This is a genomic window from Flavobacterium sp. MAHUQ-57 (genome assembly GCF_051908335.1).
Classification (GTDB): Bacteria; Bacteroidota; Bacteroidia; order Flavobacteriales; family Flavobacteriaceae; genus Flavobacterium.
In genome coordinates, this window is record NZ_JBPZTE010000006.1 from 1,372,102 (window position 1) to 1,398,160 (window position 26,059).

A 26,059-nucleotide genomic window follows, 5' to 3' on the forward strand; every position below is an offset into this window, starting at 1 on the left:
CATTCGTACTATGAATTTACTTAGAAAATTACTTTTCCCTTTCGCGATTCTCTATGGTTGTATAACCGGAATCCGTAACTTTTTTTTCGATAAAGGCATTCTAAAATCCTACTCGTTTGATATCCCCGTAATTGCCGTAGGAAACTTAAGTGTTGGCGGAACTGGAAAAACACCTCAAATAGAATATTTGATCCGTTTATTATCTAAAGAGTATAAAATCGCAACATTAAGCAGAGGTTACAAACGAAAATCAGAAGGTTTTGTTCTTGCAGATAAAAAGGCAAATGCAGAAACAATAGGCGATGAACCTTATCAATTTTTTCAGAAATTTCCCGAAATTCAAGTCGCTGTTGACGCCAACCGAAAGAACGGAATAGAACACTTCTTATCACAAAACAATAAACCGGAAATTATACTATTGGATGATGCTTTTCAGCATCGAAAAGTCAAAGCAGGATTTTATATTGTACTGACTTCCTATGATGATTTATTTTATAATGATTTTATCTTACCTACAGGAAATTTAAGAGAAAGCAGAAGTGGCGCAAATCGCGCTGATATTATTATTGTAACAAAATGCCCACCAAATATTTCACTTCAAGAACAAGAGAAAATAACACAAAAAATTCAACACTATTTACATCTAGAACAACCCGTGTATTTTAGTTATATAGCTTATGATGACTACTTATTCTCAGAAATAGAGTCGATCAATTTGAAAAATTTTCAGGTTGTTGATAAATTAGTGGTCGCAGGAATTGCAAAACCCGAACCTTTTTTTGCATATTTGCAGGCTGTCAAAAAATCAACGATGGTATTTCCGGATCATCATCATTTTACGGAAAAAGACATTCAAACGATTCTGGAAACAGCAAATGGAAGAAAAATTGTTACAACCGAAAAGGATTTTGTACGTCTAAAAGGAAAATTACCCATTGACCAATTATACTACCTACCTATAAAATCATCGTTTGTAACCAGTAGTAATGAATTTGATAAAAAGATTTTAGAGTATGTGGGAGCAAGTACAGGAAACCGTTGATTACATTCAAAACAAAACTAATTTTTCACCCGAATATGGGGTGATTTTAGGTTCTGGTTTAGGTGGATTTACCGATGACATTGAAATTGACTATATTTTATCCTATAATGAAATTCCGAACTTCCCTGTATCTACAGTTGAAGGACACAAAGGCGCTTTGGTATTCGGACACATTCACGGAAAAAAAGTAGTAGCTATGCAAGGACGTTTTCATTTTTATGAAGGCTATAGCATGAAAGAAGTAACTTTTCCGGTTAGAGTAATGAAATATTTGGGTGTTGAAAAATTGATTGTTTCAAATGCGTCTGGAGGCGTAAATCCAAATTACAAAGTAGGTTCAATCGTGATCATTAAAGACCATGTAAATATGATGCCTGAGCATCCATTACGAGGAAAAAATGACTCTCGTTTTGGTCCACGTTTTGTAAACATGAGCGAACCTTACAGCCGTAAAATGATGGCTAAAGCGAAAGAAATTGCAGAAGAATTAAACATCCATGTTCAAGATGGTGTGTATTTAGGACTACAAGGACCAACATTTGAAACTCTTTCAGAATACAAAATGGTTAAAGCATTAGGATGTGATTGTGTAGGTATGTCAACCGTTCCTGAAGTTATTGTAGCGCGTCACATGGAATTGGAAACTTTTGGAATTTCTGTGATTACCGATATGGGAGATGCAGAAAACATCGATTCGATTACTCATGAAGAAGTTTTGGAAGCAGCACGCGAAGCAGAACCGCATGTACGTCGATTAATCAAAGAATTAATTATGCAATATTAGGCTCAGCCATTAAGTTAATCTCGATAATTTTATAAAAGTTATCGGGATTAAATGGCTTAGTGATTACATCGGTCATACCGAAAGACATCAACATTTCCCTATTTTCGTTTAGCGAAATAGCTGTTAAGGCAATAATTGGCGTAACATTATCAAACTTCCTGATTTCTTCTGTTGCTATAGTCCCATTGATTCCTGGAAGATGCACATCCATCAAAACCAAATCGTATTTATTATTGCGCATCATTTCAATAGCATCTTCACCCGTTTCACAAAGCTCTGCAATCATTTGCTTTTTCTCAAGGATTTTCTTAGTAATCATTTGATTGATTTTGTTATCCTCAACCAATAAAATCCTCTTGTTGATGAATACTTTTTCATCGATAATTTCATTTACGTTTTTCATAACAATTGCTTCACCAATTTTAAAAGTTAAGTCAAAATAAAAAGTCGAACCTACTCCAACTTCACTTTTCACATTGATTTTACCATTCATTAATGCCACTAGTCGTTTTACAATAGTCAAACCCAATCCTGTTCCGCCGTATTTTCTATTAATTTCTACAGAACCTTGTGAGAAACTATCAAATATCGATTGTTGTTTTTCAAGTGGTATACCAATTCCGGTATCCTCTACTTTAAAACTCAACTTACAATTCCCATCTTCTTTATTTACCAAATTGGCAGTAACTACAATTTTACCATTTTGGGTAAATTTAAGAGCATTATTGATTAAGTTGATAAAAATCTGAGACAACTTGGTAGGATCACCAACAAGTACTTGTGGCACTTCATCCTCAATTTTCAGTATAAATTCATTATTATTCTGACTTGCCTGTTCTTTCAGCGAATTTTTGATATTTTGAAGCAATTCACGAATATCGAAGTTAATTTTTTCAATTTCAATATTATTCGATTCGATTCGGTTAATTTCGAGGATATCATTAATATACGTCAACAAATAATTCCCTGAAAACTTCAGTGATTTGAGGTATTCGATTTGATTTGCTTTAGGCTTTTCCTCTAAAAGAATATGTGTAATCCCATTAATGGCATTGAGAGGAGTTCTCAATTCATGACTCACAGTTGAAAGAAACTCTGCTCTGGCTTTTGATGCTTTTTCAATTCGTTCTTTAGCCTCTTCAAGTTCCATATTTTTTTCACGTAGCAATTCATTGGATTTATTACGTATGATATTGTTTTTATACAAAGACAAACTCAACAAAGACAAAATGGTGATTAATGCGATACTGAGAATATTAATCAGTTTGGAGAATTTCCCCGCTTTTTCTTGTTCTTTCTTCTCTTTGTCCAATTTTTCCATATCACGCATGATATCACCCACTTTCACACGTTCAGAAAGTAGATTTTGCTTTTTGGTCGAAGCAATTGCGTCTAAGGAATCCTTAAGTTTTAAATGAATCTTCAAAAAAGCCAGAGAATTCGAAGTTAAAGTCATCTGATCGTAAAGCTCACTGAGTTTTTTTGCCACTTTCAATTGCTGCTCAACATTATTATTGACGACACTAAGTTCATACGCTTTGTTCAAATAATTCAAAGCCGAACTATTTTCTTTTTCTTTGGTTTTAAGGACGCCCAATTGGTAAAAAGCTTCCGATTTAAGATTAAAAGTATCCTTACCGTTGGACAAATAAGTCAGTTCAGTAAGTGCGTTTTCAGCAGTTTTTAATTCTTTTTTTTCTATATACAGCAAAGCCTTTTGAAGGTTTACCATATTTTTACCATTTTTCAAATCGATACTTTCATAGACCGAATTCGCTTTATTAAAATACGACTCAGCTCTACTGAAATTATTTTTCTGCATATAACAAATACCAAGATTGTAATATGCTAACGCCAGCTTTGCATTAGGTTCGATTGTATTATAAACAGATACAGCCCGTATCAATTTTTCAATAGCTTCGTCATATTTTTTCAGATCGATATAAACGATTCCGAGTGTGTAGTAACTATTGGCTAGATTGGAATTGTTTTGTGTTTTTTTCGAGTAAAGAATTGCTTTATTCGCATTTTCCAAAGCCTTATCAAAAACTTTATTATTCTTGTAATAAATTGCAGTTTCGGTGTAGTAAAAAGAACTATCAATAATAGCCTCGTCCTCGAATCTATTGGATGCAAATCCCAATAAACAGAACAAGCTAAAAAGAAAAATTAAGGACTTTTTAAACATAGAATTGTGCGCAAAAACTCCCTAAATATACTTATTTTTTGTTAAAGTGGTCAATTAAATCAATAATTCGTGAGGAATAACCAATTTCATTATCATACCAACCTACAACCTTAACCATTCTATCGATCACGGAGGTCAGTTGTGCATCAAACACACAGGAATGTTGATTCCCTAAAATATCAACGGAGACGATCGGATCTTCGGTATAGGCTAGAATTCCTTTGAGACTGCCTTCTGAAGCTATTTTAAAAGCCGTATTAATTTGCTCTATAGTAACTTCGTTTTTGACATTAAAAGTAATATCCGTTAAAGAACCATCTGGAACCGGTACACGAATACCACAGCCTCCCATTTTACTATCCAATTCTGGAAAAATTTTGGTCAATGCTTTTGCTGCACCAGTTGTCGTTGGCACAATAGACTGTGCTGCACCGCGAGCGCGACGCAAATCTTTATGAGGTTGATCGTGTAAACTTTGATCGGTTGTATACGAATGAACTGTGGTTATGTAAGCTTGTTCAATACCGCAAAGATCCTGAATAACTTTAATCATTGGAGCAGCATTATTGGTCGTACAACTTGCGTTCGAAACAATCTTTTCCGTTCCGTCAAGTATATGTTCATTAACGCCCAAAACGACCGTTTTAATTGAATCGTCTTCGGGTGGCGCAGAAAGCACCACTTTCTTGGCTCCCGATTTCAAATGTTGTTCTGCCAGATTGTATTTTAAAAATTTACCTGTAGATTCAACAACCAAATCAATAGATAAATCCTTCCAATTTAGCGCGTTGATCTCTTTTTCATGAAAGAAGGCATATTTTTTATCGGCAACTATTATTGAAGTTTCATCATACGAAACGGACAAAGGCAAAACACCATGTATACTATCGTATTTCAACAAATGAGCCATTGTTCTATTATCGGCTATATCATTTATAGCCACCACTTCAATGGTAGGATGATTCAACAACAAGCGGAATAGATTTCTTCCGATACGGCCAAAACCATTAATAGCAATGCGTGTTTTTTGACTCATTTACGTATGAAATTCAGTATTGAACTAATTAAAGAATGTGCTTTTGGGCATGGTAAGAAGAACGAACCAATGCGCCACTTTCCACGTGACGGAATCCTAATTCCTTACCGATTTGCTCATATTTTGCAAATTGTTCTGGCGTGATGAACTCTTTAACTGGAAGATGTTTTTTACTTGGCTGTAAGTACTGACCGATAGTAACGATATCCACATTGGCCTCGCGCAAATCTTTCATGGTCTGTATAACCTCTTCTTCCGTTTCACCCAATCCCAACATGATGCCGGATTTAGTTCTACGAATACCTTGCTCTTTCAAATATTTCAAAACCGCTAAACTGCGGTCGTATTTTGCCTGAATACGCACTTCACGAGTTAAACGTCGAACAGTTTCCATGTTATGTGAAACAACCTCTGGATTTGCCTCGACAATACGATCAATTATGCGCTCTACTCCTTGAAAATCAGGAATCAACGTTTCTAATGTCGTTTCAGGATTCATTCTACGGATAGCTTTAACCGTTTCCAACCAGATAATAGAACCCATATCTTTTAAATCATCACGATCTACACTAGTAATAACCGCATGTTTAATTTTCATGATTTTAATAGAACGGGCAACTTTTTCGGGTTCATCCCACTCGACATCCTCAGGACGACCCGTTTTAACACCACAAAAACCACACGAACGCGTGCACACATTACCGAGAATCATAAAGGTAGCAGTTCCCTCACCCCAACATTCTCCCATATTTGGGCAACTTCCCGAAGTACAGATAGTATTCAGTTTGTATTTATCAACCAATCCTCTGAGTTCAGTGTATTTTTCACCAATTGGCAATTTAACCTTCAACCATTTTGGTTTTCCGGTAGGTAATATGTTTGATTGTGTAGCTGTTTCCATAAAAACAATTTTGCATTGCAAAGATATGGAAAGATTGATGATTAATCAGTAGACAGTCTATTTTTATGATTTTTTTGACTTTCTGTTCAATATTATCTGTAAACATTAATTTTCTTCTACTCAAGACACTTCAAATCCAAACAAAATATAAAATAAAAATTAATACAATGGTAAAATCAAAACAATATAATTTGGATAAGAATTATGTTATTTTTGTAAGAAATTTAATATATTTTATTATGAAAAAAATTACATTCTTTGTTGTTGCACTAACAACATTGTCTTTCGCACAAGCTATTGCTCAGTCAGCCCAACACCATTTAAATTCGGCAATAGAATCGACAGAAAGCATCAGAACCAGTGTCGTTACATCTAAAACAGCGGTAAATCAATTAACAAAAGAAATTGCGATAATTGGCAATCCGAATGCCGTATTATTCAACACTAAAATGATGGATCAAATCAATTCAGTTCAAAATAATGTAGATGACACCGATTATTATGTCAATGAAGCAAAAAACGTATCAGTCATTCCTTTCAGTTCACAACCTATCAACGCTTTAACTGCAGACTTGATCAATTTAAACGACGAATTAATTAGACTTACCTATCAAATTGAAGAAGCGTTGAACAATAACAATAACACTACTGCTTTAGATCTTTTACCACAAGTAACAGCTGTTTTGAATGCGCAAGACACGAGAGCTATTGAAGTAATCAACACCATTCAAAACCTAAAACAAACGATTAAAGTATTCAACGTATGTATTCAGACTGTAGATTACCAAGGCAATCCGGTTCCAGGAGATGATTTACACGGATTTTGGGCACAAAACCTTGCTACTGGTGAATACATTTACCCAACCAACCAAGAAGGCAACTGCTTTGAAAACCTTCCAGCTGGAACATACCGATTCGATTCTTATAACGGATATTGGAGTGGTACTTCATCAACAGATGTTACACTATCAGAAAGTCTTGAAAATTCAAACGGAAACATCATAGTTAACTTGACCTATTGGTCAGAATAAAACACAAAAAAAGCCATTCAATTCTAGCGAAAAGAATGGCTTTTACAATTGGTGTTTAGATCTTATTGCAATTTCACTACAATCGGCAATGAATATTGTGTTCTAACCGGTTGACCTCTGTAAACTCCAGGTTCCCATTTCGTTTTAATCGATTTTAGCACACGGATAGCTTCTGCATCGAGTCCATGGCCCGGATTTTTAGGTACAGTTATATTGGTAAGACTTCCGTCTTTTTCCACTACAAAGAAAACCACAACACGAACTGTTCTTTCTTCATCCAATTCAGGTGTTCTGAAACGATTTCCCACAATTCTTAAAAACTCATCAATTCCACCAGGGAAAAGAGGATTTTTTTCAACCATAGAAGGAGTTGCAATTAAAGTTCCGTTATCAACTGGCGTCTCTACAAGTGCATTTCCTTGACCAGTTGTATTAGAGGTTCCTGACCCAGCTACAGCATTAGGATCATTAGTTGTTTCTTTCCCGACATCTTCAGGTTTTGTATATTCTGTATCCGGAGCAACTTCTGCATTAACAACCACAGGATTGGTTAATGTCTCGGTAGTTATAGGCGCTTGAGAAGAAGACTCTTTTGGTTGTTTAATAAATGGCAAAATATCTTCTTTAGGCTCTTCCCACTTTGTAACCCTTATTTCATCATCAATGACATCAATGGGTTTTTCTGGAATAACATCATCAGTAAAAGAACTAAATAAAATTGGCAACATTGCTAATCCTGCAAGAAAAACCAAAGCACTAAAAAATGCTTTCGTTGTTGTAGCTCCTTGTTCTTTTCTCAATTGGTACGCTCCGTACTCTTTGTTTTTTCCTTCAAAAACGAGTTCTAACCACTCGGCTTTGTTAATGTTTAGCTTAGACATAATTTTCGGTATTTATAGGTTAATTAATAATCTTTTACTGATTACGTTAACCACATGAAAATATCATGCCAAAAATTAGTTAAAAGTTAAATTATTTATAAATTTTTAGTAAAATCACTATTTATTCAATAAAATCAAGATCTTTTCCATGCGTTTCCTTAACCGTCAAAGTTGCGTAAATACCTAAGGCAAAAGCGATTGCACCCACAATAGTTGCCGCAACAATCACTCCGTAATCTTCTTTGAAAAATCCAAAGCCAAAAAGCATAGCCGGTAGCAAACCGCGCACCATATTTGGAATTGTTGTAGTAGCAGTACTACGAATATTGGTTCCAAATTGTTCTGCCGCAACCGTCACAAACATTGCCCAATACCCCGTTCCCAAGCCCAACCAACAACAAAAGAAATAATACCATCCTTCTGAATTAGTTCCTCCATACAACATCAATAGCACACCAACAATAGTAAACAGCATCATATAAAAAATCGCTTTTTTTCGAGAATGCAAAGCATGAGAAATAAAGCCACTTAAAAAATCTCCAACAGAAATCCCCACATACCCCCACATAATGGCTTTCCCTGGAACTAAATTATCAATACCCAATTCTGGCGCAAACTGATTCGCCATTTGAGCTAAAATCCCGATACAAAACCAGGTTGGCAAACCTATAGCTACGCATTTTAAATAACGGATGAATCGTTCTCTGTTGGTAAAAAAAGAAAAGAAATTACCTTTAGCAACATTCTCTTGCTTTTCTACATCTTTATAAATACCCGATTCCACTACACCTACTCTTAAGAATAACAACAGCAACCCCAGAGTTCCACCAATGAAATAAGCAGTTGTCCAGCTACCCGCCAATTCAACAGAAAGTTGCGCCACTACAGCACCCATCAATCCAAAACCCGCCACAATGGAAGTTCCAATAGCACGCAATTCTTTTGGCAAGGATTCTGAAACCAAGGTGATACCCGCACCTAATTCACCAGCTAGGCCAATACCCGCGATAAAACGCAATACAGCATATACCATTGTTTTATCTTCAAAAGGGAAATACGGCAAAAAACCACAGGCGATATTCGCTAATGAATACACTATTATAGAACCAAACAATACAGAAAGCCTACCTTTTTTATCCCCTAAAACACCCCAGAGAATTCCACCGATAAGCAAACCAAACATTTGGTAGCTCATGATTAAAGTACCTGCAACATCAGGATTGAGCTCCAAAGCTTTTAGACTAGGTACTCGGACAATACCAAAGAGTAATAAATCGTAAATATCAACAAAATAGCCTAAGGCAGCTACGATAACTGGTAAAGAAAATAAGTGTTTGAGTTTTTCTTGGTTAGAGAAAGTTTGCATCTTTTTTGGTTTTTGGCCAAAGATAAAAATTCAAACTTGAGAAACGGAATTTGGTTTTGAAATTTATCCTTTCGATATAATTTCCGCCAATAATTTTTTTGCCCGAAGTAATTTAATTTTAACATTATTAAGTGGCTCGTTCAATTCGTCGGCAATTTCCTGGTAACTCATTTCTTGAAAATAGCGCATTTGAATTACTTCTTGGTAAGCAGGCTTTAATTCTTTGATAAACTGAAGCAATCGATTTAGATTTTGCTCCGTAATAATTTGATCTTCTGCAGATGGCGAATCATCGGCAATTCCATAAGCGATATCATCTTCTTCATCGGTAATATCGATAAATAAAGATGATTTTTTCTTACGCAACAAGTCAATATGCACATTTTTAGCAATAGCAATTAACCAAGTATTGAATTGGTATTCGGGATTGTAGGTAGCAATTTTATCAAAAGCTTTTGAAAACGTTTCTATAGCAATATCCTCTGCATCGGTTTCATTTTCGGTCCGTTGCAACATAAAACCATAGACTTCATTCCAATATTTGTCCAGCAAATAGGTAAATGCTACTTGGTCGCCTCGAATGGCTTTATCAATGTAATGCTTTATTTCCAAGTAACAGGTTTTGACAAAATGTTTCTAAAAAACACGTTTAATTGTGTGAAGATAAGAATTATTTCTAAAAGAGGATACCAATACATTACGTCTTTTTCATCTAGTTTACCAGCAGAGAATCCTAAAGAAATCCAAGAAGCCAAATAACGAAAGACAATAGCACCTAAAACCACAATCCATTCAAACTGTAAAGACAAAAGTGGAATTGGAAGGATAAAAAACAACAATTGTGTACAATAAAACAACCCTAATTGCGCCTTATCAAAACCTTTGTAATATTTTGCTGTTGAAGCATGGCGGCGTTTTTGCATGAACCATTCTCCAAAACTTTCTTTTGCTTTTGAATACGTAAAACCATCCGGATCGAAAGAAATTGCCGTTTTAGACTTTGTAGCTGCCTCATTAACGAACAAATCATCATCACCTGAACGTATTTTCATGTGATTAACAAACCCGTTTACTCTAAAAAACTCTTCTCTTTTGTAGGCTAAATTGCGACCAACACCCATATACGGTTTACCAATTTTTGCCCAACCAAAATATTGAGTTGCGGTTAACAATGTTTCGAATCGGATTAATTTATTCAAGAAACCACTGTCTTTTTCATAAGCACCGTATCCCAAAACAAATGTTTTATGCATGGTAAAATGAGACGTCATCTCGGCAATCCATTCGGTGGAAGCTGGATAACAATCGGCATCCGTAAACAACAAATATTCTTTGGTTGCTGCCTTAATTCCTAAGGTTAACGCAAATTTTTTATTTCCCCAAAACGCTTCGTTGTTTTCAACCTTAACCAATTTCAAATTGGAATGTTTGGTTTGAAATTCTTCAATAAGTGCAATAGTATCATCACTAGAAGCATCATCGATAATGACCACTTCATAGTTTGGATAATTTTGATTCAGTAACAACGGAAGATATTCTTCAATGTTCTTTTGTTCGTTTTTGGCACAAACAATTACCGAAACCGAAAGATGTTTAGGTGCAATTTTTTCATTTTTGGCAAAAGAAAATTTACCAAAAACCAACAGGTAATATAACGCCTGAATGGCTACTACTGCTAGAAAAACGAAAAGTAAAACAAGTAAAAACTGCTCCATAAACCACATTAAAATTGTGGCGCAAAGGTAATAAAAAAGTTAACAGATTGCAGTAATCCTTTTAGAGATTTGTTCTGTTTTTCCTCATTTCTTCAGCGACTTGACGATCGTCTGTTTTATTTGATTTTTCGAGATGCGTTATAATGTTCTTATAGTTTTTATCGTCACGATTTTGTGACATCTTTTTAACCGCTTGTAAATCGGTAATATCAATTTCGAACGCCAAAATTCCACGCGCTTGAAGCATTGTCGTTTCCGACAGCTCTTCTACTTTAACAGGATTTTCCTGGTTTTCCTCATACTTATTCACCAACTTCGCCAAAGAAGCAACCGATTCCTCATAATTAAGCAATCTAAGTTTTCCATATACATGAACCGCAATGTAATTCCAAGTAGGCACATTTTCATGATCATACCAAGACGAGGAAATGTAGGTATGCGGACCACTAAAAATAGCCAATACTTCATCTCCTTCGGTAAAATTTTCAGCTTGAGGATTAGCTTTTGAAATATGTCCACCCAAGATTTTATTTCCTTTTGAAGTCGTTTCTAAAAACAAAGGGGTGTGCGTTCCCCAAAGCTTACCATTAGTTTGATTCACAAGAATTGCAAAGCCATTTTCGTTTAGAAACTGTTCAATTTCTACTTGATTTTCGTTTAAGTATAAATCAGGAATGTACATAATTATCGCGGTGTCATTGTTCTTGCAAAAGATTCCTTCATACGCAATCTGGCAATCCAGATTTTGGATTTATTCGGATTAGTCTCTATTTTTTCCAATATTCCTCCTGATCTTACATTTTTACCAATATAATCTTGAGGATTTAGTTTTTCTGAAAAATAAAAATATTCAAAGAAAAGAATGCTAACCCTTTTTTTGTTAAAAGTAATCACACTCGCTTTTTGCTTTCCATCTTCTTCACTAAACTGGATTGAATTTGAGGCTTTTTCCTCTGACGACACACAAGGATGTGCCGGCATGACCAATCTTTTTCCAATAAATTTTTTAGAATGCTTAACAAAATCATCGTAATTCATCTGATCAATTGTAACCATTCCTGCCAAAGCATATAAATTCATATAGGAAACAATCCCTCTTAAATCCGAAGAATCGTCTAATGTTTTATCCAAAATTTCATTAGATTTTTCAAACACTTCCTTATAACTTTCATTTTCAACAAAAGGAATCAATGCTTTAAAATCTTCATAAGTCACTGTTTGAGAAAAACCTTCAAACGACACAAACATTAAGGCAATCAGAAAAGCTATTTTTTTCATCATCGGGTTTTAAAAAATTCAAATCACATTCACCTCTGCTTCGATAGCAATGGTATATTTTTCAAAAATCGTTTTTTGAATTTCTTTAGAAAGATTCACAATTTCCTGTCCGGTGGCATTACCATAATTCACCAATACCAAAGCTTGATTTTTATGCACTCCAGCATCGCCAATACGCATTCCTTTGAATCCAGCTTCTTCAATTAACCATCCGGCCGGCACTTTCACTTCTGTTGGAGAAATTTCATAATATTTCATGTGAGGAAATTGGGCATGCACTTTTTCAAAATGCTCTCGAGTTATGATTGGATTTTTAAAGAAACTTCCACTATTTCCTAATTCTTTCGGATCAGGCAATTTGCTTTGACGTATCGCAATTACGGCGTTACTCACATCTTTAATCGAGGCTTCAGCCACATTTTGTTTTTCTAATTCCTTTGTAATATCTCCGTAGGAAATATTAATTTTATGATTGTGTTTGGTTAACTTAAACACAACCGAAGTGATGATATACTGATCTTTCGCTTCATGTTTAAAAATACTTTCGCGGTAACCAAAATTGCATTCTTCTTTCGTAAAGGTTTTCATTTCTTGTGTAGCAATATTAATCGCATCACAGGATATAAAAGTATCTTTGATTTCAGCACCATACGCACCAATATTTTGAACTGGTGTAGTTCCCACATTTCCGGGAATTAAAGACATGTTCTCTAGTCCACCGAAATTATGATCAATATTCCAAAGCACAAATTCGTGCCAGTTTTCACCCGCCTGACCTTCAACCCACACAAAATCATCGTCTTCTTTGATTACTTTTTTCCCTTTTAAATCGATATGAATCACCAAAGCATCTACATCTTGCGTTAAAAGCATATTACTTCCACCACCCAAAACAAACTTTTTCTTAGCGCTATTTTGTTCCAAAATTTCTTTTAGTTCCGAAACAGAATGCACTGCAACAAATTCTTTTGCTTTGGCATCGATTCCAAAAGTGTTGTGTTTTTTTAGGGAAAAATTATATTGAATTTCCATGAAATTGTATGAATTGTAAATTATAAAATTGATAAAAGAGTTTATTCTTCCGTTTCTAATCCGCGATTTAAGAAATCATTCAAAGGCTTGATTACAATCAGTTTTTGGGCAATTTTTCGGGCAAAATCTTTATCTAAAAACAATGCGTCGTCTATTTTTTGGGAAACAGTAAAACTTTTCAGTTTCAAAAAATCAATAGCAGGATGATTTGAATCATAACCTTTAGGTGCCGACTTCAACATATTGCCTTCCTCTACATCAATGGCCCCGAATTCTTTTTTGAAACTGGAATCTTCCACTACTTTTTCCAAATCCTCATAAAAGAAAGCAATTTCCTTTCTGATCTTCTTTAAATCACTAGCTTCAGGACACCATATTCCACCAGCCACAAACGAATTTCCCTTTTCGTAATGCACGTAGTATCCAGCACTGTTTTTTCGGTTACGATTGGTCGTCATCCAAATGCCCATGTTGGTTTTATACGGTGATTTATCTTTCGAAAAACGAATATCTCTATTGATACGAAAAGTACAATTTTTAACCTCCAATTGGTCTAGAGACGGATCCAAAGGTTTCATTTCTTGAAGCACGGAAGTAATTAACTGATGATAATCCTTTTTATAAGACTCATACCGTTTTTTATTGTCATGCATCCATTCGGTGGCATTATTATTTTTTAAATCCTCCAGAAATTGAATCGCTTCTTTAGTAAACATTATAATTTCTTTTTTAAATCTTCCTCACTGATATATCCAAGATTCTTCCAAATTTCCTCACCTTTTTTATATAAAATAAGTGTAGGCAATCCTTCGATTTTAAGTTGTTGCGCTAATAATTGATTTTTATCGGCGTCAATTTTAACAATTACTAAGTCACCTTTCATTTCCGCCTTCATTTTTTCCATATACGGTGCCATTTTTTTACAAGGACCGCACCATTCCGCATAAAAATCGATTAAGACTTTTTTATCCGATTGCGTTATTTTTTTATATTCATCCAGTGACATTCCATTAGCATTTGGTGCCGGCTTTCCTAAACCCAAAGCATTCCATTTGGTAATTCCGCCTTCCATATTGTAGACTTCTTTAAATCCCAACTCAGTCAAATGATTAGCCGCCTTTGAACTCCTACCGCCAGCAAGACAATACACAAAAACTGGCTTGTTTTTATCCAACTGTGCTACTTCTTTGTCAAAAGCAGAATTATTAATATTAATATTGACTGCATTATCCAAATGCTGACCATTGAATTCTTCAGGAGTTCTAACATCCAAAACCTGCGCCCCTTTAGTAACTCCAATTTTCTCTGTAAAAGCTTTAGGATCCAAATCGGTTACCGACTTATCCGTTTGCCCTTTACAACCAGTTAAAGTCACTGATACTAAGTATAAAAAAATGATAATTGTATTTTTCATAGGTTAAAAAATTTATGCTAAGATAATTAAATATTGAAAATCTTGTAGCTCTGATGCGTCTGCTTTACAATGTTTTCTGTACGTTCTGGATGCGTATCCGAAATAAACAACTGACCGAATTGATCGTTGTCAACCATTGAAATAATTTTAGAAACACGTATTTCATCTAGTTTATCAAAAATATCATCAAAAAGTAGAATTGGTTTTTCACCACTTTGTTTTTTCACAAATTCAAACTGCGCCAATTTCAAAGCAATCAAGAATGATTTTTGTTGGCCTTGGGAACCAAATTTCTTAATGGAAAAACCTTCAATTTCAAACAAAAGATCATCCTTATGAACCCCAACACTGGTATATTGCAATGCTCTATCTTTCGCACTATTTTCCTGAAGAAGCGACAATAACCCTTGGTTGTGTAATTGACTTTCATACACTAATTGTACATTTTCAGTCGAATTGGAAATATCTTGATAATAGCTATTAAAAATCGGAATAAACTGATCTAGAAATTCCTTTCTTTTGGCAAAAATTCGTGTCCCAAGAGCATCAAGCTGCTCATTGTAAATTTCCAAAGTTGAAGATTCAAATACACGATTGAGTGCAAAATACTTTAATAATGCATTACGCTGCATGATTATTTTTTGGTAATGAATCAAATCCTGTAGATAAACCACATCCAATTGTGCAATAACACTATCCATGAACTTACGTCTGGTTTCACTACCTTCACGAATCAAATCAGCATCTGTTGGGGAAATAATTACGAGTGGAATAAACCCCAAATGATCCGAAAACTTTTCATATAACTTACCGTTGCGTTTCAGAATCTTTTTTTGTCCCTTTTTGAGGCTACATAAAATTTGCTCTGCGCGACCTTGCTTTTCGAACTCACCATCAATAACAAAAAAATCCTGCCCATGTCTGATGTTTTGTACCGCCAAAGTATTAAAATAGCTTTTCCCGAAGGCCAAATGATAGATCGCATCAAGGACATTGGTTTTACCTATACCGTTTCTTCCTACAAAACAATTGATCTTTTGCTCGAACTCGAAATGAATTTCTTCAAAATTTTTAAAATTTAATGCTGAAATTTTTTTTAAGTACATAAAATACTGCAGATTGTGGGTTTGCAATCAAAGTTGCTAAAGTGCTCGCAAATTATTAAAAATATAGTGAAAACTTGTTTTGTTTTTCAATAAAAATTTTATTTTTGCACCTCACTAATTAAAATACAAATGGCAACTTATAATAAAAGAGGATACAAAGCTCCAAAACCTGAAGCTGAGAATGTAGAAAATGTAGCTGATCTGGAACAAGACATCAAAGTTGATGAAAAAGACAGTACAACCGCTAATGTATTTAACACATTAGACGAAACAGCATCCAAAACGGAAGAGTTTGTTGCTAAAAATCAAAATATTATTTTAGGAATTGTAGGAGGAATTGCACTTGTTGTAGCTGGTTATTTATTGTATCAGAAATTTGTTGCTGGTCCATCTGAAAACAATGCGGCTAGTGACATGTACCAAGCACAAAAATATTTCCAACAAGCAGTAGACGCTCCTGAAACCAATGACTCTCTTTACAATTTAGCCTTAAATGGTGGTGAAGGAAAACAAGGTTTCTTAGACATCATCAAAAACCACGCTGGAACCGATGCTGGAAACTTAGCTAACTATTATGCAGGTGTTGCTTATTTGAACACAAAGCAATTTGATAAAGCAATCTCTCATTTATCTGATTTCTCGACAAAAGATCAATATGTTAATGCTAATGCAATTGGACTTATTGGAGATGCTAAATCTGAGTTAAACAAACCGGAAGAAGCTTTGGAATATTACGTTAAAGCTGCTGAAAGCTCAAATAACAAAGTAACAACACCTCGTTTCTTATTAAAAGCAGGACAAGTGGCTTTATCATTAGGTAAAAAAGAGGACGCTTTAAAATATTTCACTCAAATTAAAGAAAAATTTGAAGATGTTCAAGAAGCTCAAAACATCGATGCTTTAATCGGACTAGCTCAATAAGAAATTGAAATTAGAACAATTCTTTTTCAATTCACCATTCTAAATTTAGAAAATGGCTACAGAAAATAAAAATTTATCGAATTATGATAAAAACACAATCCCAAATGCGAAAGATTTTCGGTTTGGGATTGTTGTTTCTGAATGGAACGAAACCATAACAGAAGGATTATACAAAGGTGCAGAAGCAGCGCTTTTAGACTGTGGCACTTTACCAGAAAACATTATCAGATGGAATGTTCCGGGAAGTTTTGAATTGATTTATGGTGCCAAAAAAATGATTGAAACACAAAATGTAGATTGTGTAATCACAATCGGATGTGTTATCAAAGGCGAAACCATGCATTTTGAATTCGTTTGCGAAGGAGTAACTCAAGGGATCAAGGATTTGAACATTCAAACTGATGTACCCGTTATTTTTTGTTTACTTACAGACAACACCATGCAACAATCCATTGATCGCAGTGGTGGCAAACACGGAAACAAAGGAACAGAAGCTGCTATTGCCGCAATCAAAATGGCTGATCTTAGAAAAAAAGCATAACTCAAAATCTTCAAACTATATAAAATCACCAAAGCCTGCATTTAAAGCAGGTTTTAGTTTTTTTAATACCTTTGCAAAATGGAAGAAAATAAAACACGCATCAATAAATTCCTTTCCGAAACCGGATACTGTTCACGTCGTGAAGCCGACAAGCTTTTGGAACAGGGACGTATTACCATAAACGGAAAAACACCTGAATTAGGAACCAAAGTCTCATTGGAAGATGAAATTCGTGTCGATGGAAGATTAATTCGTGAAAAAACTTCCAAACCAGTTTATTTGGCTTTTAATAAACCAGTCGGTATTGAATGTACTACGAATCAAAGTGTCAAAAACAACATTGTCGATTATATCAATTATCCGAAACGTATTTTCCCAATCGGACGTTTAGATAAAGCCAGCGAAGGATTGATTTTCATGACAGATGATGGTGATATCGTCAACAAAATACTCCGTGCAAGAAATAATCACGAGAAAGAATATATCGTCACTGTTAATAAGCCGATAACTGATCGTTTCATTGACCGAATGGGAAATGGAGTTCCAATTCTTGATACAGTAACTAGAAAGTGTAAGGTAGAACAAGTCAGCAAATCTGTATTCCGAATCGTTTTAACACAAGGTTTGAACCGACAAATTCGTCGTATGTGCGAATACCTAGGTTATGAGGTTACAGCTTTAAAACGCACCAGAATAATCAATATTTCTTTAGACGTACCAGTTGGTCGTTATCGTGATTTATCGGATGCCGAAATAAACGAATTGAATACTTTAATCGCACCGTCTAGTAAAACGGAGGAAGCAAGTTTACCTAAACCTATTTTAAATAGAGGAAATAGAAGACAATAAGCTAGTTTCCAATATAGAGTTACCAAATTCTTAACCCACTTTTTCTGAATAAAAAAAAGAGCAACCGGATTTTTTTTCGTAATTTTACTTGCTTCAAATCTTTGATTTTTAACATTTTACAAACAAAAGCTAAATGTTATGAAAACAAAACAAAGATTATCCGTTTCTAGTCTTTTACATCTGCTTAGAAAAAGCAACAAGACGTTGGCTTATTTTTTTACGTTTTGTATTTTGAACCTCACCATAAGCTGTTCGTATTATGGTATGAAAAGAACCCAAATTAGTAACACAAACTTTTCCTCAGAATACAAAACAGCAACATCAAAAAAGCAGCGTTATATTATCCTACATGATAACAGTTCTATCAAACACCTTACAAATGTTAGCCTTGATGATGAAAAAAAAATCATATCAGCCGATGTAGAGCCAGTGGATCCAAAGTATCACTTATACCCAATTAAAGAAGGAAAAAAAACAGCGAGTTACACCAAATCGAAAGTCAATAAAACGTTAGAACTTCATTTCTATACCAATAAAACAATTAACGAATCGCAACCCGTAAACCTTTCCTATTCTGACATTTACCTAATGGAAGTATACGAACCTAACACTCAAAGAACCGTTTTAAACGCTGTAGGTTGTACGTTGGCTGCGTTAGCATTAGTCGCCATAATAATTGCAGCAACTAAAAGCTCTTGTCCTTTCGTTTATAGCCACAATGGAAAAGAATACACTTTTGCCGGCGAAATGTATCCAGGTGCTATTTTACCTAACCTAGAAAGAATCGATTATTTGCCTTTGCCTAATTGCGTTCCTGATGAAAACAATCAGTTTTCAATAAAAATCACTAACGAATTACAAGAAGTACAACAAACCGATCTTGTAGAACTAATTGTAGTTGAACATCCTGAAAACATCGAAGTGCTATTAGATCAAAAAGGTGGCATACAAACCATATCTCAAAAATTATCTCCAAAAAAAATAATAAGCAATCAAAAGAATTTGATTCTTCAGCCTGCATTACACAAAGACCACAACACCTATTTATTCGATTCTAAATCAAACAACAAAGGCATAAACACTTTGGAATTAAGTTTCAAAAAAGAAGCTACAGAGAACGGAAAACTAATACTCTCCGCTAAGAACACGCTTTGGTTTGATTATCTGTATGGTAAATTCAATGAAAAATTTGGAAGCTACTTCACAACTTTTCAAGAAAAACAACGCAAAACATCGAAAGAAGAACTGGAAAACTGGAGAAACAATCAATCTATTCCTCTTTCGGTATATCTCAAATCCAATGGCGAATGGAAACTAATAGAACAAATAAATCCAGTTGGACCAATGGCATTCAGAGATATAGTTATCCCGATAGAATTTAAAGACATTACTGAACCCACAATAGAGTTAAAGTTAGAAACTGGATTTATGTTTTGGGAAGTGGATTATATTGCCATGGATCAAAATTTAAATTATCCCGTATCAATTTCAACATTACAACCAAATGAAGCTATTGATGAAAACGGAACCGATGTTACAGATCTGCTCATCCATTCAGATCAAAATTATTTGATTCAACCTTCAACAACAAACGAAGTCACCGTAAAGTTCCGTTCAAAAATCCCTAAAAAAAGACATCATCAATCGGTATTTTTAAAAAACAAAGGCTATTACGAATACATTCGAAATTATACCAACCGACCCCATTTTTCTGAATTGAAAACATTTAGAGAACCAGGGAGACTTTCCGAATTTTCTGAAGAAGAATATTTCAAATTCATCACACAAAAAAACATTAACGAAATTGTTTTTAAACATGAATAGTCGAAAAAATCATTTCATTTCTCCTTCAATGAATCTGCTTTATGAGATTACTCATGCGAAACGATTACCTATTCCTAAAAAAATTCAACAAAAGATCATTTTCGGGTTTAAAAAAGAAATTATTGAATTATTTTTCCGCTTCACCATCTTCAGCATAGCTATCAAAACTTACAAAAACCCTGTACTTTGGGTTAAAGTTCCATTAGCATTAGACAGAAAAAGACGTGAAAATATCGGAACTCACCGATTGCAAAAACTTGCACAAATTGAGAAAACCTACTTTTGGGGTTTGTACACACCGGGATGGAGTTGGAAAAGTCAGACATTTAAAAATTTTATCGCCGGAGAGATGAATCGCATCGTTCCATTTTCTAAAAAAAGTAATCGGTTGACTAATGCCTATGTTTCCATTACAAAAAAGTGCGCTTTGCAATGCGAACATTGTTACGAATGGGACAATCTAAACAAAAAAGAAACACTTTCTCAGGAAGAGTTACATCAAACAATAGAAAAACTACAAAATCTTGGGGTTGCTTTAATACACTTTTCGGGAGGTGAACCGCTAATAAAAATAGATTGTATTATCGAACTAATAGCAAAATCAAGAAAAGGAACCGATTTTTGGGTTTTAACATCTGGATTCAAATTAACTTCAGAAAATGCAAAAAAATTAAAACATGCAGGATTAAAAGGAGTTATCGTCAGCTTGGATCATTTCATTCCGGAAGAGCACAATCGATTTAGAGGATTTAAAGACGCCTATTTTTGGGTAGAAACTGCTGTGCAAAATGCCATTCAAAATAATTTAGCTGTTGCACTGTCCATTTGTTTAACTAAAAGTTTTACAACACCTGAAAATCTAATGCAATATGTGTTATTAGCCAAAAAATTGGGAGTAACCTTTGTTCAATTTTTGGAACCAAGAGCCGTTGGTCATTATGCCAATATGGATGTAGATTTAAAGGAAGAACAAATTCAATTACTGGAGGAATTCTATTTAAAATTGAATTATTCATCCAAATACCAAGATTTCCCCTTAATTACATACCATGGATACAATCAAAGAAAAATGGGTTGCTCTGGAGCTGGCAACAGAAGTCTGTATATAGATTCTGAGGGAGAAGCAAATGCCTGTCCATTTTGTCAAAAGAAAAGTGGCTCCTTTGTTTATGATGATTCTTCAGTAGTATTCACATCCCTCAAATCAAATGGATGTCAAAAATTTAATCATAATACAAACTGATGTTTTTTACAGAAGAACATAAGTGGATTTTTGGAGCATTTCTATTTGCTTTACGATTTTATGCTATTGCTGCTGGTTTCTATTTCCTTTTTTATATTTGGAAAACCAAGAAAATAGCTACACATAAAATACAACCCGAATATCCTGAAAGAAAACAACTCAAAAAAGAATTTTTGCTTTCAACATCCACAATGTTGATTTATGGTCTATCAGCTTCCCTTCTTTTATACTGGTATAACAGAGGACTAACAACGATATATACTTCAGTACAACCATTAGGCTATTGCTATCTTATCTTAAGTATTCTTTACATGATTTGCCTTCATGATTGCTACTTTTACTGGACTCATACACTTATGCATCGTGTATCTTTCTTCTACCAATTCCACAAAATACATCATCAATCTCATAACTTAAATCCATGGAGTGCTTTTGCATTTCACCCAGTTGAAGCATTACTTTCTCTTGGAATCATGCCATTGATTATCTTCATTATTCCTGTACATCCACTGGCATTACTTATCTTCTTCACAATTGTGACTGTTTACAACATCATAATACACTTAGGATATAAGATACAATCTGCCGGATTGTCAAACGGCATACAGAATACAGCTGAAAATCACGAATTACACCATCGGGAAGAAAAATACAATTTCGGGCTATACTTTACGTTCTGGGATAAAATAATGAAAACCTACAGGTAAAAAGTTACGAATTTTGGAATTTAGCACACTCAATAGCGCATTTTTCGCCATCAATTGCAGCAGAAATAATTCCGCCAGCATAACCTGCACCTTCACCGCAAGGATACAAACCTTTTATCTCTAAATGTTCCAACGTGAAAGGGTCACGAGGAATACGAACCGGAGAAGACGTCCTGCTTTCAGGCGCGTGCAATATAGCTTCGTTCGTATAATATCCTCTCATTGATTTTCCGAATTGCTGAAAGCCCTCGCGCATAATTTGTGTTAAGAATCCAGGAAAAACCTGTCCTAATTCAACCGAGGTTGTCCCTGGCACATAAGATGTTTTAGGTATATCCGCTGATACTTTACTTTGCGTAAAGTCAACCAACCGTTGTGCTGGTACTTTCTGAGTTTCACCTGCCAAATGCCATGCTTTTTGCTCAATTGCCTTTTGAAATTCCATTCCTGCCAGTGCACCATGTTTAGCAAAAGGCTTAAAATCTTCCAACTTTAATTCCACTACAATACCTGAATTTGCAGTAACTTGATCTCTTTTAGATGGTGACCAACCATTAGTCACTACTTCTCCCGGACTGGTTGCACATGGAGCAATAACCCCACCCGGGCACATACAGAAAGAATACATTCCTCGACCGTTCACTTGCTTCACAATCGAATAGGGTGCCGGTGGTAAAAATTCACCTCTGAAATCACAGGAATATTGAATACTATCGATTAAACTTTGTGGATGTTCTGCACGAACGCCCAAAGCAAAAGGTTTTGCTTCAATCAGTATCTTTTTTCGATCTAATAATTCAAAAACATCACGAGCCGAATGACCCGTAGCCAAAATAATTTTTTTTGCATTAATGATAGTCCCATTTTGAATCATCACTCCTTCGACTTGATTATTCTTTACAAGAATATCGGTCACGCGAGTTTCAAATAAAACTTCACCACCAAATTCTTTGATTTTTTCTCGAATATCCTGAATAATTTGAGGCAATTTATTCGTTCCGATATGCGGATGAGCTTCGACTAAAATTTCTGGTGTTGCTCCGAAGGCTACTAATAATCGCAAAATCCGGTCAACATCGCCACGTTTTTTGGAACGAGTATACAATTTCCCATCAGAATAGGTTCCTGCTCCCCCTTCTCCAAAACAATAATTAGAATCTTCATTTACGATATGATCCCTATTAATCGCTTTTAAATCACGTCGTCGTCCTCGAACATCCTTCCCTCTTTCTACAAGTATAGGTTTAATCCCCAATTCTATGAGTTGTAACGCTGCAAATAAACCGGCAGGACCTGCTCCAACTACAATAACTTCTTGAGCATTGGATACGTTTTTATAATCGGGTAAATCTATCAATTCTTCTATAAAAGACTCACCTTTAAAATATACATTCGCTTTGATATTGATTTTAATTGCTTTCTGTCGTGCATCGATAGAACGTTTCAAGACAGACACTTTTTGAATTTCTCCTTCGGAAACTTGCAACAATTTAGCAATGTGCTGATTCAACAGCAATACATTAGCAGCAATTTCGGGAGCGACTTGTATTTGTAATTCTTTTGGCATTTCGGATTATTGTATTTTCAGATTGCAGTCTTCTGATAAATTTACGACAAAAGTAATAATTTATAAGGACATCATAATAGCATAATCCTTTGTAACTTTACAGCTTTCAATATTAAAATGGAACGCAAAATCAAATTAATTTGGGACTTCAGAGGTCCAGCTGCTGCAAAAACAGCAGAACATCATGAAATTCACTTGAAAGAATACATTATAATTGAACAATTCCCCATCAACATTACGGGTTTTGAAATCATCAATGATATGTATGCACTTGCATATATGGTCGTTAGTGATGAGAATATGATTCAGGTCAGAGACACTTTAAAACCCCACCGAGGAGAACTTTTTGAATAAAAAAAATCTCAAGTTTCAAAATTGAATACTTGAGATTTAATTATATAGTATTAAATAAAATTAATTCGCTACTTCACTAATAAACTTTATACGCATTAAGCGCAATTCTTCGGTATCATAATCTCCGTCAAACTCATCTAAAGCATCTTGGATTTTATCTGAATGCGATTCCATGAAATATTCATGAATTTCTTCTTGTTGATCGTCATCCAGAATATCATCAATCCAATACTTGATGTTCAATTTAGTTCCTGAATACACAATTTGCTCCATTTCTTTCAACAATGTATCCATATCCAACCCTTTAGCTTTGGCAATATCATCCAAAGGCAATTTTCGGTCAATATTTTGAATAATATACAATTTCAGAGCCGAATTTGCACCCGTTGATTTCACGACAAGATCATCCGGACGCATGATATCATTGTCCTCAACATATCTTGCGATCAATTCTACGAATTCCTTACCGTATTTTTTTGCTTTTCCTTCACCAACTCCATGAACATTACTCAATTCGTCTATAGAAACCGGATATTTCAGTGCCATATCTTCTAATGAGGGCTCTTGAAAAACCACGAACGGCGGAACACCTAATTTTTTAGCCACTTTTTTTCGCAAATCGATTAGCATGGTCATCAAAGCTTCATCCGCTGTTCCCGAAGACTTTGCTGCAGTTACAATAGCTTCATCTTCTGCTTCACTATATTCATGATCTTCAGACATCATAAAGGATTGCGGATTTTTGACAAAATCATGTCCTTTTTCAGTCACTTTCAAAACACCGTAACTCTCTATATCTTTCGAAAGCAATCCATCCACTAAAACTTGTCGAATGAGTGCCATCCAGAATTTTTCATCAAAATCTTTACCTTTCCCAAAAAACTTCTGAGCATCTGTACGGTGTGCCTTGATAGTTGCATTTAACTTGCCGATAAGCGTCAAAACAATCTCTTTCGGTTTGTATAATTCCTTTGTATCTCGAATGGTTTCCAATAGAATAACCACTTGATCTTTAGCTTCTGATTTTTTCTTAGGATTACGAACATTGTCATCCATGTCGCCTCCTTCACCAGTTTCGTTGTCGAATTCTTCTCCAAAATAATGAAGTAGAAATTTACGACGAGACATAGAGGTTTCCGCATAAGAAACTACTTCTTGCAACAAAGCAAAACCAACTTCCTGTTCTGCAACAGGTTTTCCTGCCATAAACTTTTCTAGCTTTTCAACATCTTTATACGAATAGTAGGCCAAACAATGCCCTTCACCACCATCTCTACCGGCGCGTCCAGTTTCCTGATAGTAACTTTCCAACGATTTAGGAATATCATGATGAATCACAAAACGCACATCCGGCTTATCGATACCCATTCCGAAAGCAATAGTAGCCACCACAACATCAACATCTTCCATGAGAAACATATCTTGATGCTTGGCTCTAGTTTTTGCATCCAAACCTGCATGATAAGGCACAGCTGAAACACCATTAACTTGTAAAACCTGGGCAATTTCTTCGACTTTTTTACGTGACAAACAATAAATTACTCCTGATTTCCCTTTGTGCTGCTTAATAAAACGAATAATATCACCTTCTACATTTTTAGTTTTAGTTCGTACTTCGTAAAATAAATTTGGTCTATTGAACGATGCCTTGAAAGTATTAGCATCGGGCATATCCAGGTTTTTAAGAATGTCCTCCTGTACCTTTGGGGTAGCTGTAGCTGTCAAACCAATAATCGGAATATCCCCTAACGCTTTGATAATGTTTCTTAGATTTCGGTATTCCGGTCTGAAATCGTGTCCCCACTCCGAAATACAATGCGCTTCATCAATAGCGACAAAAGACAATTTCTCATTACGTAGAAACTCTACATATTCTTCTTTTGTTAAAGATTCTGGGGCCACATAAAGCAACTTTGTCAATCCTGATGAAATATCTTTCTTCACCTGATTGATTTCCGTTTTAGTCAAAGACGAATTCAAAACATGGGCAATTCCAAATTCAGAACCTAAACTACGTAAAGCATCCACTTGATTTTTCATCAAAGCAATTAATGGTGAAACCACAATTGCCGTTCCTTCCTGTATCAACGCAGGCAATTGATAGCACAACGACTTACCACCGCCTGTCGGCATAATGACAAAGGTATTTTTCCCTGAAACGATGCTTCGAACCACTTGTTCCTGAAGTCCTTTGAACTGGTCGAAACCAAAATATTTTTTTAATTCCTTATGAATATCAATTTCGTGTGAATTCATTCTATAATCGAGGTATTTTTATA

At 35.0% G+C, this 26,059-nt stretch carries 25 protein-coding genes; 10 read left to right on the plus strand and 15 right to left on the minus strand.

The window, feature by feature from the left end; genetic code table 11:
• Positions 1–10: 10 nt before the first annotated feature.
• Both lpxK and ACS8MM_RS06750 read left to right on the plus strand, forming a co-directional pair.
• Entirely contained in the window at positions 11–1,042 is a 1,032-nt protein-coding gene (gene lpxK, locus ACS8MM_RS06745; RefSeq protein ID WP_379714490.1) for a tetraacyldisaccharide 4'-kinase, read from the plus strand.
• The gene (locus ACS8MM_RS06750) at positions 1,014–1,826 is read left to right on the plus strand and encodes a purine-nucleoside phosphorylase (RefSeq protein ID WP_379714492.1); all 813 of its coding nucleotides are present in this window, start codon (positions 1,014–1,016) and stop codon (positions 1,824–1,826) included. Before lpxK ends, ACS8MM_RS06750 begins: the two co-directional genes overlap by 29 nt.
• On the opposite strand, the gene ACS8MM_RS06755 is transcribed toward ACS8MM_RS06750, so the two are convergent.
• Genes ACS8MM_RS06755 through lipA form a run of 3 tightly spaced genes read right to left on the minus strand, consistent with a single transcriptional unit; the run spans position 1,813 to position 5,951 of the window.
• On the minus strand, positions 1,813–4,014 hold the full coding sequence (locus ACS8MM_RS06755; RefSeq protein ID WP_379714495.1) for an ATP-binding protein: 2,202 nt from the start codon (positions 4,012–4,014) through the stop codon (positions 1,813–1,815). The genes ACS8MM_RS06750 and ACS8MM_RS06755 overlap by 14 nt on opposite strands.
• A 31-nt stretch (positions 4,015–4,045) precedes the next feature.
• The gene (gap, locus tag ACS8MM_RS06760) at positions 4,046–5,050 is read right to left on the minus strand and encodes a type I glyceraldehyde-3-phosphate dehydrogenase (RefSeq protein WP_379714498.1); all 1,005 of its coding nucleotides are present in this window, start codon (positions 5,048–5,050) and stop codon (positions 4,046–4,048) included.
• Between the two features lie 28 nt (positions 5,051–5,078).
• Entirely contained in the window at positions 5,079–5,951 is an 873-nt protein-coding gene (gene lipA, locus ACS8MM_RS06765) for a lipoyl synthase (RefSeq protein ID WP_379714501.1), read from the minus strand.
• A gap of 239 nt (positions 5,952–6,190) precedes the next feature.
• Here lipA and ACS8MM_RS06770 point away from each other — a divergent pair, with 239 nt between their 5' ends.
• Positions 6,191–6,982: a hypothetical protein gene (locus tag ACS8MM_RS06770; protein ID WP_379714503.1), complete on the plus strand. Its 792-nt coding sequence runs from the start codon at positions 6,191–6,193 to the stop codon at positions 6,980–6,982.
• 62 nt (positions 6,983–7,044) lie between these two features.
• On the opposite strand, the gene ACS8MM_RS06775 is transcribed toward ACS8MM_RS06770, so the two are convergent.
• From ACS8MM_RS06775 to recF, 10 genes are all read right to left on the minus strand, one after another.
• A complete protein-coding gene (locus tag ACS8MM_RS06775; RefSeq protein WP_379714505.1) occupies positions 7,045–7,863 on the minus strand; it encodes an energy transducer TonB in 819 nt (272 codons plus the stop codon).
• 121 nt (positions 7,864–7,984) lie between these two features.
• Positions 7,985–9,229 (minus strand): MFS transporter, encoded by a 1,245-nt coding sequence (locus tag ACS8MM_RS06780; protein WP_379714507.1) that lies wholly within the window; start codon positions 9,227–9,229, stop codon positions 7,985–7,987.
• 63 nt (positions 9,230–9,292) lie between these two features.
• Positions 9,293–9,841, minus strand: a complete 549-nt coding sequence (locus tag ACS8MM_RS06785) for an RNA polymerase sigma factor (protein WP_379714509.1) — start codon at positions 9,839–9,841, stop codon at positions 9,293–9,295.
• Positions 9,832–10,944: a glycosyltransferase gene (locus tag ACS8MM_RS06790; protein WP_379714511.1), complete on the minus strand. Its 1,113-nt coding sequence runs from the start codon at positions 10,942–10,944 to the stop codon at positions 9,832–9,834. The genes ACS8MM_RS06785 and ACS8MM_RS06790 overlap by 10 nt, the downstream gene beginning before the upstream one ends.
• Before the next feature lie 61 nt (positions 10,945–11,005).
• Positions 11,006–11,626, minus strand: coding sequence for an FMN-binding negative transcriptional regulator (locus tag ACS8MM_RS06795; RefSeq protein WP_379714513.1), 621 nt, complete (start codon positions 11,624–11,626; stop codon positions 11,006–11,008).
• Positions 11,627–11,628: 2 nt separating this feature from the next.
• Positions 11,629–12,225 carry a hypothetical protein gene (locus ACS8MM_RS06800; RefSeq protein ID WP_379714515.1) on the minus strand — a complete coding sequence of 199 codons (597 nt, stop codon included), beginning with the start codon at positions 12,223–12,225 and terminating at the stop codon, positions 11,629–11,631.
• A gap of 15 nt (positions 12,226–12,240) precedes the next feature.
• On the minus strand, positions 12,241–13,254 hold the full coding sequence (gene murB, locus ACS8MM_RS06805) for a UDP-N-acetylmuramate dehydrogenase (protein ID WP_379714517.1): 1,014 nt from the start codon (positions 13,252–13,254) through the stop codon (positions 12,241–12,243).
• A gap of 41 nt (positions 13,255–13,295) precedes the next feature.
• Positions 13,296–13,970, minus strand: coding sequence for a DUF2461 domain-containing protein (locus ACS8MM_RS06810; RefSeq protein ID WP_379714519.1), 675 nt, complete (start codon positions 13,968–13,970; stop codon positions 13,296–13,298).
• A complete protein-coding gene (gene trxA, locus ACS8MM_RS06815; RefSeq protein WP_379714521.1) occupies positions 13,970–14,668 on the minus strand; it encodes a thioredoxin in 699 nt (232 codons plus the stop codon). The genes ACS8MM_RS06810 and trxA overlap by 1 nt, the downstream gene beginning before the upstream one ends.
• Positions 14,669–14,694: 26 nt before the next feature.
• A complete protein-coding gene (recF, locus tag ACS8MM_RS06820; protein ID WP_379714524.1) occupies positions 14,695–15,774 on the minus strand; it encodes a DNA replication/repair protein RecF in 1,080 nt (359 codons plus the stop codon).
• Positions 15,775–15,903: 129 nt separating this feature from the next.
• Here recF and ACS8MM_RS06825 point away from each other — a divergent pair, with 129 nt between their 5' ends.
• The 6 genes from ACS8MM_RS06825 (at position 15,904) to ACS8MM_RS06850 (ending at position 21,859) form a co-directional block, all read left to right on the plus strand.
• Positions 15,904–16,695, plus strand: a complete 792-nt coding sequence (locus tag ACS8MM_RS06825) for a tetratricopeptide repeat protein (RefSeq protein WP_379714527.1) — start codon at positions 15,904–15,906, stop codon at positions 16,693–16,695.
• Positions 16,696–16,747: 52 nt separating this feature from the next.
• Positions 16,748–17,236 (plus strand): 6,7-dimethyl-8-ribityllumazine synthase, encoded by a 489-nt coding sequence (gene ribH / locus ACS8MM_RS06830; RefSeq protein ID WP_379714529.1) that lies wholly within the window; start codon positions 16,748–16,750, stop codon positions 17,234–17,236.
• 78 nt (positions 17,237–17,314) lie between these two features.
• The gene (gene rluF / locus ACS8MM_RS06835) at positions 17,315–18,085 is read left to right on the plus strand and encodes a 23S rRNA pseudouridine(2604) synthase RluF (protein ID WP_379714532.1); all 771 of its coding nucleotides are present in this window, start codon (positions 17,315–17,317) and stop codon (positions 18,083–18,085) included.
• 138 nt (positions 18,086–18,223) lie between these two features.
• Positions 18,224–19,909, plus strand: a complete 1,686-nt coding sequence (locus ACS8MM_RS06840) for a hypothetical protein (RefSeq protein WP_379714534.1) — start codon at positions 18,224–18,226, stop codon at positions 19,907–19,909.
• Positions 19,902–21,152, plus strand: coding sequence for a radical SAM protein (locus ACS8MM_RS06845; protein WP_379714536.1), 1,251 nt, complete (start codon positions 19,902–19,904; stop codon positions 21,150–21,152). The genes ACS8MM_RS06840 and ACS8MM_RS06845 overlap by 8 nt, the downstream gene beginning before the upstream one ends.
• Positions 21,152–21,859: a sterol desaturase family protein gene (locus ACS8MM_RS06850; RefSeq protein WP_379714538.1), complete on the plus strand. Its 708-nt coding sequence runs from the start codon at positions 21,152–21,154 to the stop codon at positions 21,857–21,859. The genes ACS8MM_RS06845 and ACS8MM_RS06850 overlap by 1 nt, the downstream gene beginning before the upstream one ends.
• Before the next feature lie 4 nt (positions 21,860–21,863).
• Here the strand turns inward: ACS8MM_RS06850 and ACS8MM_RS06855 are convergent, their stop codons facing one another.
• Complete coding sequence (locus tag ACS8MM_RS06855; RefSeq protein ID WP_379714541.1) at positions 21,864–23,426, minus strand: NAD(P)/FAD-dependent oxidoreductase; 1,563 nt, start codon at positions 23,424–23,426, stop codon at positions 21,864–21,866.
• A 117-nt stretch (positions 23,427–23,543) separates the two neighbouring features.
• On the opposite strand from ACS8MM_RS06855, the gene ACS8MM_RS06860 reads away from it, so the two are divergent.
• Entirely contained in the window at positions 23,544–23,780 is a 237-nt protein-coding gene (locus ACS8MM_RS06860) for a hypothetical protein (RefSeq protein WP_379714543.1), read from the plus strand.
• A 60-nt stretch (positions 23,781–23,840) separates the two neighbouring features.
• On the opposite strand, the gene recQ is transcribed toward ACS8MM_RS06860, so the two are convergent.
• Positions 23,841–26,036, minus strand: a complete 2,196-nt coding sequence (gene recQ, locus ACS8MM_RS06865; RefSeq protein ID WP_379714545.1) for a DNA helicase RecQ — start codon at positions 26,034–26,036, stop codon at positions 23,841–23,843.
• Positions 26,037–26,059 lie beyond the last annotated feature (23 nt).

Excerpts from the sequence above, each read along its gene's own strand:
- lpxK (WP_379714490.1), top strand. The coding sequence starts at position 11 with ATGAATTTACTTAGAAAATTACTTTTCCCTTTCGCGATTCTCTATGGT.
- ACS8MM_RS06750 (WP_379714492.1), top strand. The coding sequence starts at position 1,014 with ATGTGGGAGCAAGTACAGGAAACCGTTGATTACATTCAAAACAAAACT.
- ACS8MM_RS06755 (WP_379714495.1), bottom strand. The coding sequence starts at position 4,014 with ATGTTTAAAAAGTCCTTAATTTTTCTTTTTAGCTTGTTCTGTTTATTG.
- gap (WP_379714498.1), bottom strand. The coding sequence starts at position 5,050 with ATGAGTCAAAAAACACGCATTGCTATTAATGGTTTTGGCCGTATCGGA.
- lipA (WP_379714501.1), bottom strand. The coding sequence starts at position 5,951 with ATGGAAACAGCTACACAATCAAACATATTACCTACCGGAAAACCAAAA.
- ACS8MM_RS06770 (WP_379714503.1), top strand. The coding sequence starts at position 6,191 with ATGAAAAAAATTACATTCTTTGTTGTTGCACTAACAACATTGTCTTTC.
- ACS8MM_RS06775 (WP_379714505.1), bottom strand. The coding sequence starts at position 7,863 with ATGTCTAAGCTAAACATTAACAAAGCCGAGTGGTTAGAACTCGTTTTT.
- ACS8MM_RS06780 (WP_379714507.1), bottom strand. The coding sequence starts at position 9,229 with ATGCAAACTTTCTCTAACCAAGAAAAACTCAAACACTTATTTTCTTTA.
- ACS8MM_RS06790 (WP_379714511.1), bottom strand. The coding sequence starts at position 10,944 with ATGGAGCAGTTTTTACTTGTTTTACTTTTCGTTTTTCTAGCAGTAGTA.
- ACS8MM_RS06795 (WP_379714513.1), bottom strand. The coding sequence starts at position 11,626 with ATGTACATTCCTGATTTATACTTAAACGAAAATCAAGTAGAAATTGAA.
- ACS8MM_RS06800 (WP_379714515.1), bottom strand. The coding sequence starts at position 12,225 with ATGATGAAAAAAATAGCTTTTCTGATTGCCTTAATGTTTGTGTCGTTT.
- murB (WP_379714517.1), bottom strand. The coding sequence starts at position 13,254 with ATGGAAATTCAATATAATTTTTCCCTAAAAAAACACAACACTTTTGGA.
- ACS8MM_RS06810 (WP_379714519.1), bottom strand. The coding sequence starts at position 13,970 with ATGTTTACTAAAGAAGCGATTCAATTTCTGGAGGATTTAAAAAATAAT.
- trxA (WP_379714521.1), bottom strand. The coding sequence starts at position 14,668 with ATGAAAAATACAATTATCATTTTTTTATACTTAGTATCAGTGACTTTA.
- recF (WP_379714524.1), bottom strand. The coding sequence starts at position 15,774 with ATGTACTTAAAAAAAATTTCAGCATTAAATTTTAAAAATTTTGAAGAA.
- ACS8MM_RS06825 (WP_379714527.1), top strand. The coding sequence starts at position 15,904 with ATGGCAACTTATAATAAAAGAGGATACAAAGCTCCAAAACCTGAAGCT.
- ribH (WP_379714529.1), top strand. The coding sequence starts at position 16,748 with ATGGCTACAGAAAATAAAAATTTATCGAATTATGATAAAAACACAATC.
- rluF (WP_379714532.1), top strand. The coding sequence starts at position 17,315 with ATGGAAGAAAATAAAACACGCATCAATAAATTCCTTTCCGAAACCGGA.
- ACS8MM_RS06840 (WP_379714534.1), top strand. The coding sequence starts at position 18,224 with ATGAAAACAAAACAAAGATTATCCGTTTCTAGTCTTTTACATCTGCTT.
- ACS8MM_RS06845 (WP_379714536.1), top strand. The coding sequence starts at position 19,902 with ATGAATAGTCGAAAAAATCATTTCATTTCTCCTTCAATGAATCTGCTT.
- ACS8MM_RS06850 (WP_379714538.1), top strand. The coding sequence starts at position 21,152 with ATGTTTTTTACAGAAGAACATAAGTGGATTTTTGGAGCATTTCTATTT.
- ACS8MM_RS06855 (WP_379714541.1), bottom strand. The coding sequence starts at position 23,426 with ATGCCAAAAGAATTACAAATACAAGTCGCTCCCGAAATTGCTGCTAAT.
- ACS8MM_RS06860 (WP_379714543.1), top strand. The coding sequence starts at position 23,544 with ATGGAACGCAAAATCAAATTAATTTGGGACTTCAGAGGTCCAGCTGCT.
- recQ (WP_379714545.1), bottom strand. The coding sequence starts at position 26,036 with ATGAATTCACACGAAATTGATATTCATAAGGAATTAAAAAAATATTTT.